We start from the raw sequence: 5,471 nt of genomic DNA, 5'->3' as shown, positions 1-5,471 counted from the left end.
CCCCGGGTCCACCGACCCCGTCCGCATCCCCCGCCTCGCCTCCGTATCCCCCAGCGGCTTCCCCACATGCCCCGCCAGCACCACCCCCATCGCCAGCGCCAGCCAGTCGTGGACGAACGTGCTTCCCGTCCGCCAGGCCAGCGGGGCGACATGCGTGAACCACATCAGCAGGCCCGTACCCAGCATCACCAGGACCGCCCCGCCGATCCACGCCGCGTACACCTTCTGACCCGCGTTGAACTTCCCCGCCGGACGCGGCGCGGCCCTGCGGCGCAGTGCCGAGCGCAGCCATACGCGGTCATGCGGCCCGAAGCGGTTCAGGAGCCGCAGGTCGCCGCGGAAGGCGCGGGAGGCCAGGGCCGCCAGGAAGGGGGCCGGAAGCAGCAGGCCCGACCATTCGTGGAGGGTCACCACCAGGGCCCGGCGGCCGACCAGTTCGGCGAGGAAGGGGAGGTAGAGGCAGGCCGCGGTCGCGACACACAGCCCCATCAGGGCCGCCGTCAGGCGATGCGTCCACCGCTGCGCGGGAGTGAACCGCGCGACCTCAGACCGTGGGCTCGTCTCCACGCCCATTCGAATCACCCACCCAGGCGTCGACGTCGTAACCCCGCCGCTCCCAATAACCCGGCACCACCTCGTCGGTCAGCGTGATGCCCGAGAGCCACTTCGCCGACTTGTAGAAGTACATGGGGGCGACGTAGAGGCGGACCGGGCCGCCGTGGCTGTGGCCCAGGTCCTTGTCCTGCATGCGCAGGGCCACCAGCACATCCGCCCGCCGCGCCTGCCGTAGCGTCAAGCTCTCGCTGTACGTCCCGTCGAAGCAGGTGAAGCGGACGGCTCGGGCCCCCCGGCGCACCCCCGCCGCGTCCAGGAGGCGTGAGAGGCGTACGCCCTCGAACGGCGTGCCCGGCACCCGCCAGCCCGTCACGCACTGGACGTCGCGCACCAGGCGGGTCTGCGGGAGCGCCCGCAACTCCGCCAATGAGTGCGTGGTCGGTCTGTCCACCAAGCCGTCGATCTTCAGGCCGTACGACGACGCGTCGCGGTGCGGGACGGACGAGGCCACGGAGTAGTAGCGGAAGCCGCCGCCGTTGGGGAGCAGGTCCGTCAGGCCGGTGGGGTCCTTGTCGGAGGCTGCGCCGAGGAAGGACTCCAGGCCCCGCTGGAGGGGCGGCGCGGCGGCCACGCCCGCGATGCCCAGGCCGAGCATCCCGAGGACCAGACGGCGGCCGACCGGTGTGCCGCCGCGCTCGTCGTAGTCCTCTTCGGGCTGGTGCGGATGGGGAGTTGTCACCCTCCGATTCGAGCACCCGCGGCCCCCGGGGTACAGGGTCCGCGGGTGTCCGTCAGCGTTCCGTAAGCATTCCGCCCCCGCGCCCTACTCGCTCGGCCTCTCCGCCGCCTTCTCCAGCTGGAACGCCTCGTTGCCCAGGCCGATCCTGGCGTGCGCTTCCGGCTTGGTGGAGCGCAGGATCGCGCCGTAGACCACGCCGGTCACGGCGGCCAGCAGGATGATGCCGGGCAGCACCCAGCTGAGCGCCGAGCCGGGGCCCGCGCCGACCAGGACGTCGAAGTCCTTGACCGTGTAGACCGCGATGACGAGCAGGCCGATCGCGGCGAGCGCGGACGCGGTGATGCGCCAGGCCTGGGCGCGGGCGGCGCCGCGCCGCACGAAGAAGACGATGACCGCCACGGACGCCGTGGCCATCAGGAGGATGACGCCCAGGGCGCCGATGTTGCCGAGCCAGGTGAACAGGTGCAGGACCGGCGCGGTCGGGTCGCCGAACGGGCCGTCGTCGGTCACCGCGAAGGCCACCACGATCAGGACGGACACGACCGTCTGGAGCAGGGAGCCGGTGCCGGGGGCGCCGGTGGAGGTGTTGGTCTTCCCGAACGCGGCGGGCAGCAGACCCTCGCGGCCCATGGCGAAGGCGTACCGCGCGACGACGTTGTGGAAGGAGAGGAGCGCCGCGAACATGCCCGTCACGAACAGGACATGGAGTACGTCGGTGAAGGTGCCGCCGAGCCGGGACTCGGTGAGCCCGAAGAGCAGCCCCGCACTCTGTTCCTGTGCGGCGGCGACGATGCCGGACGGGCCCGCCGCCACCGTGAGCGCCCAGGAGCTGATCGCGAAGAAGACCGCGACGAAGCCCACCGCGAAGAACATCACGCGGGCGACGACGACCTGCGGGCGGCTGGTCTCCTCGGCGTACACCGGCGCCTGTTCGAAGCCGAGGAAGGCCGCGATGCAGAAGCACAGGGCGGTGCCGAGGCCCGCGCCCGTCAGGGTGTCGGGGTTGAAGGCGTGCAGGGACAGGCCTTCCTTGGCCGGGTCCGCGATGGCCGCGATGTCGAAGATGACGACGAGCGCCACCTCGATCAGGAGCAGCACGCCCAGGACCCGGGCGTTGAGGTCGATCTTCAGCCAGGCGAGCACGGCGACGACGGCGACCGTGACAAGTGCCGGTATCCACCAGGCGACTTCGACCTCGAAGTACGTGTTGAGCAGCCCGGAGACCTCGAAGCCGAGGAGGCCGTAGAGGCCCGCCTGCAGGGCGCTGTAGGCGACGAGCGCGACCAGCGCGGCACCGGCGCCCGCGGTGCCGCCGAGGCCCCGCGAGATGTACGCGTAGAAGGCGCCCGCGTTGTGGACGTGGCGGCTCATCTCGGCGTACCCGAAGCTGAACAGACCGAGGACCACGCCGAGGATGAGGAAGAGCAGCGGCTGTCCGACGATGCCCATCACGCCGTATGTGGTGGGCATGACACCGGCTACGACCATCAGGGGTCCGGTCGCCGCGAGCACGGAGAGCAGCAGTCCGCCGGTGCCGAGGCGGCCTGCGCGCAGGGCCCGCTCCTCGCCGACGTAGGTGCTGATGCCGCTGTCGCCGGCGCTCGTGGCGGTGGTGCCGGCGGCTCTGGTGCCGCTCGTACTGCTCGAACTTCCCGTCGCCATGGCGCGGTTGTCCTTTCAGGGGGGGGGACGATGTGGTGCGGTGGGTCAGGCCGCGCCGAGCGCGGCGTCGCGCGCGGCGGTGAACGCCTTGTACGGGTCCCGGTCCGGGTACGACCAGGGGTCTTTGGTCGCGTGCCGCCCGATGCGGTCGAAGAGCGCGGCCGCCTCGGCGGCCCTGCCCTCGCAGGACTTCGCGTGGGCGAGGAAGTTGAGGTCGACGCGGCAGCGCGGATGGGCCCTGCTCCCGGGCATCTCCCACTCCAGCCACCAGTCGAAGGCCGCCTTCATGACCTGCCGGGCCCGGCGGCCGGTCCAGTGCTCGGAGGCGGCGGGGTCGGCGGGCTCGCTGCCGATGGTGGCGAGGACGCGGTAGCGCTCGGCGTGCGCGATGACGGGAAGCACCGCCAACGGCGAGTCCGCGGGCGCCTGTTCGGCCGCCCAGGCGGCGAAGTCGTACACCTCGTGCAGCGGGTCCTGGCCCGCGGCGGGGCGCCGCTCGGCGAGTCTGGCCACCATCAGGTGGTGCGCGTGGTGGTGCTCGGGGTGGCGGTGGCGGACCTCGTCGAAGAGCCGCACGACGTCCTCCTCGTGGCCCAGGGTGCGCTCCAGGGTGAGCAGCGCGAGCCACGGCGTGGGGTCGGCGGGGACGAGCGCCGCCGCCTCGCGGCAGGCTTCCCGCGCCTGCTCCGAGCGCCCCTTGCCGCGCAGCGCGAGATGCACCGCGGCATAGCCGAGCAGCACGGCGGCGTCGGCGCTCTCGGGCTCGGCGAGCAGCCAGTCACGGGTCCAGGCGGTGGTGGAGTGCTCCTGCGCGAGTACGTCGAACCGGTGGCCCCTGCGGTCCCAGTCGTCGCCGGTGTCGGCGAACAGCGAACGGACCTCGGTCCAACGGCCCTGGGCCAACGCGGCGCGGGCGCCTGCGAGTTCGCTGTCGTCGAGCGCGGAGTCGAAGGTGTGCGCCGCTCGCTTGCGGGAACGGCCCAACGGGGGTGGAGGTGGTGACACCGCGGGACTTCCTCCCCGGCACGGCTCGCTTACGGATGATCACGCACAGCAAAGCGGTAGGCAGCGCTCCAGTCAAGCTCTGCCCACCCTCGAGCCCTTCACCAACTCGTTTCACATTCCTCAGACTTCACCCCCGACCTGCACGGTTGTACAGCAGGACACGATTCGGACAAGCGGCACGGATCGCTCGGCGACAGCCGATGAACGGGCCCCTCAGCTGACGGACTTGGCGGCCGCGCGCCCGGCCGCCCGCCCCGAGAAGAGGCAGCCGCCGAGGAAGGTGCCTTCGAGCGAGCGGTAGCCGTGCACTCCCCCGCCGCCGAATCCGGCGGCCTCTCCGGCGGCGTACACACCCGGAAGCGGATCCCCGCCTTCCGCCAGGACGCGTGAGGAGAGGTCGGTCTCCAGGCCGCCGAGGGTCTTGCGGGTGAGGATGTTGAGCCGCACCGCGATGAGCGGGCCCGCCTTCGGGTCGAGGATCGGGTGCGGGGGCACGGCCCTGATCAGCCGGTCGCCGAGGAACTTGCGGGCGCCGCGGATCGCGGTGACCTGAAGGTCCTTGGTGAAGGGGTTGGTGATCTCGCGGTCGCGCGCCTCGAGCGTTCGGCGCAGTGACGCCTCCTCGATGAGGGGCTCCTTGGTCAGCGCGTTCATGCCGCGCACCAGCGCGGCGAGGTCCTTCTCGACGACGAAGTCGGCGCCGTTGTCCATGAACGCCTTGACGGGGGCCGGTACGTCGGCACGCGCGCGGTCGATGACGCCGCGCACGGACTTGCCGGTCAGGTCGGGGTTCTGCTCCGATCCGCTGAGCGTGAACTCCTTGCCGATGATGCGCTGGTTGAGCACGAACCACGTGTACTCGTACCCGGACTTCATGATGTGTTCCAGGGTGCCCAGGGTGTCGAAGCCGGGGAAGAGCGGCACCGGCAGGCGGTCGCCGCGCGCGTCGAGCCAGAGCGAGGAGGGGCCCGGCAGGATGCGGATGCCGTGGTTCTCCCAGATGGGGTTCCAGTTCTGGATGCCCTCGGTGTAGTGCCACATGCGGTCGCGGTTGATGAGGCGGGCTCCCGCCTCCTCCGCGATGCCGAGCATCCGGCCGTCGACGTGCGCGGGCACGCCCGAGACCATCCGCTCGGGCGGAGTGCCAAGACGCTCGGGCCAGTTGGCGCGTACGAGGTCGTGGTTGCCGCCGATGCCGCCGGACGTCACGATCACCGCCTGGGCCCGGTACTCGAAGGACCCGGTGACCTCGCGGCTGCTGGCCTTGCCGCGCTCGGCGTCCGAGGGCTCGAGCACCTCGCCGGTGACCGTGTCCACGTCACCCCCGCTGCGGGCGAGCCCGGACACGCGGTGGCGGAACTTCAGCCGCACCAGGCCGCGCGCGACGCCCTCGCGGACCCGCCGCTCGAAGGGCTCGACGAGGCCGGGACCCGTCCCCCAGGTGATGTGGAAGCGCGGCACGGAGTTCCCGTGCCCCGCTTCCACATCACCTGGGGGACGGGTCCCGGCC

The 5,471-nt window shown here is 71.8% G+C and carries 5 protein-coding genes; all 5 read right to left on the bottom strand.

Annotated features, from left to right (window positions below):
• Nucleotides 1-573 (bottom strand): cytochrome b/b6 domain-containing protein (locus E2651_RS40800; RefSeq protein ID WP_135336326.1); only part of this gene is annotated, 573 nt, incomplete at its 3' end.
• Entirely contained in the window at nt 545-1,210 is a 666-nt protein-coding gene (locus E2651_RS40795) for a molybdopterin-dependent oxidoreductase (protein WP_135336327.1), read from the bottom strand. The genes E2651_RS40800 and E2651_RS40795, both read right to left, overlap by 29 nt.
• Nucleotides 1,211-1,378: 168 nt before the next feature.
• Nucleotides 1,379-2,956 carry an APC family permease gene (locus E2651_RS40790; protein ID WP_135336325.1) on the bottom strand — a complete coding sequence of 526 codons (1,578 nt, stop codon included), beginning with the start codon at nt 2,954-2,956 and terminating at the stop codon, nt 1,379-1,381.
• A gap of 45 nt (nt 2,957-3,001) precedes the next feature.
• Complete coding sequence (locus tag E2651_RS40785) at nt 3,002-3,961, bottom strand: hypothetical protein (protein WP_135336324.1); 960 nt, start codon at nt 3,959-3,961, stop codon at nt 3,002-3,004.
• A 213-nt stretch (nt 3,962-4,174) separates the two neighbouring features.
• Nucleotides 4,175-5,471, bottom strand: a 1,297-nt coding sequence (locus tag E2651_RS40780) for an FAD-binding dehydrogenase (RefSeq protein ID WP_135336323.1), incomplete at its 5' end; no start/stop codon positions are given.

It is taken from the genome of Streptomyces sp. MZ04, assembly GCF_004684775.1.
Classification (GTDB): Bacteria; Actinomycetota; Actinomycetes; order Streptomycetales; family Streptomycetaceae; genus Streptomyces.
The sequence above is the reverse complement of the archived record's forward strand: the minus strand, read 5'-3'. Positions and strand labels throughout refer to the sequence as shown.

What these genes read in the sequence shown, in the direction of transcription:
- E2651_RS40795 (WP_135336327.1), bottom strand. Translation starts at nt 1,210, where the DNA reads ATGCTCGGCCTGGGCATCGCGGGCGTGGCCGCCGCGCCGCCCCTCCAG.
- E2651_RS40790 (WP_135336325.1), bottom strand. Translation starts at nt 2,956, where the DNA reads ATGGCGACGGGAAGTTCGAGCAGTACGAGCGGCACCAGAGCCGCCGGC.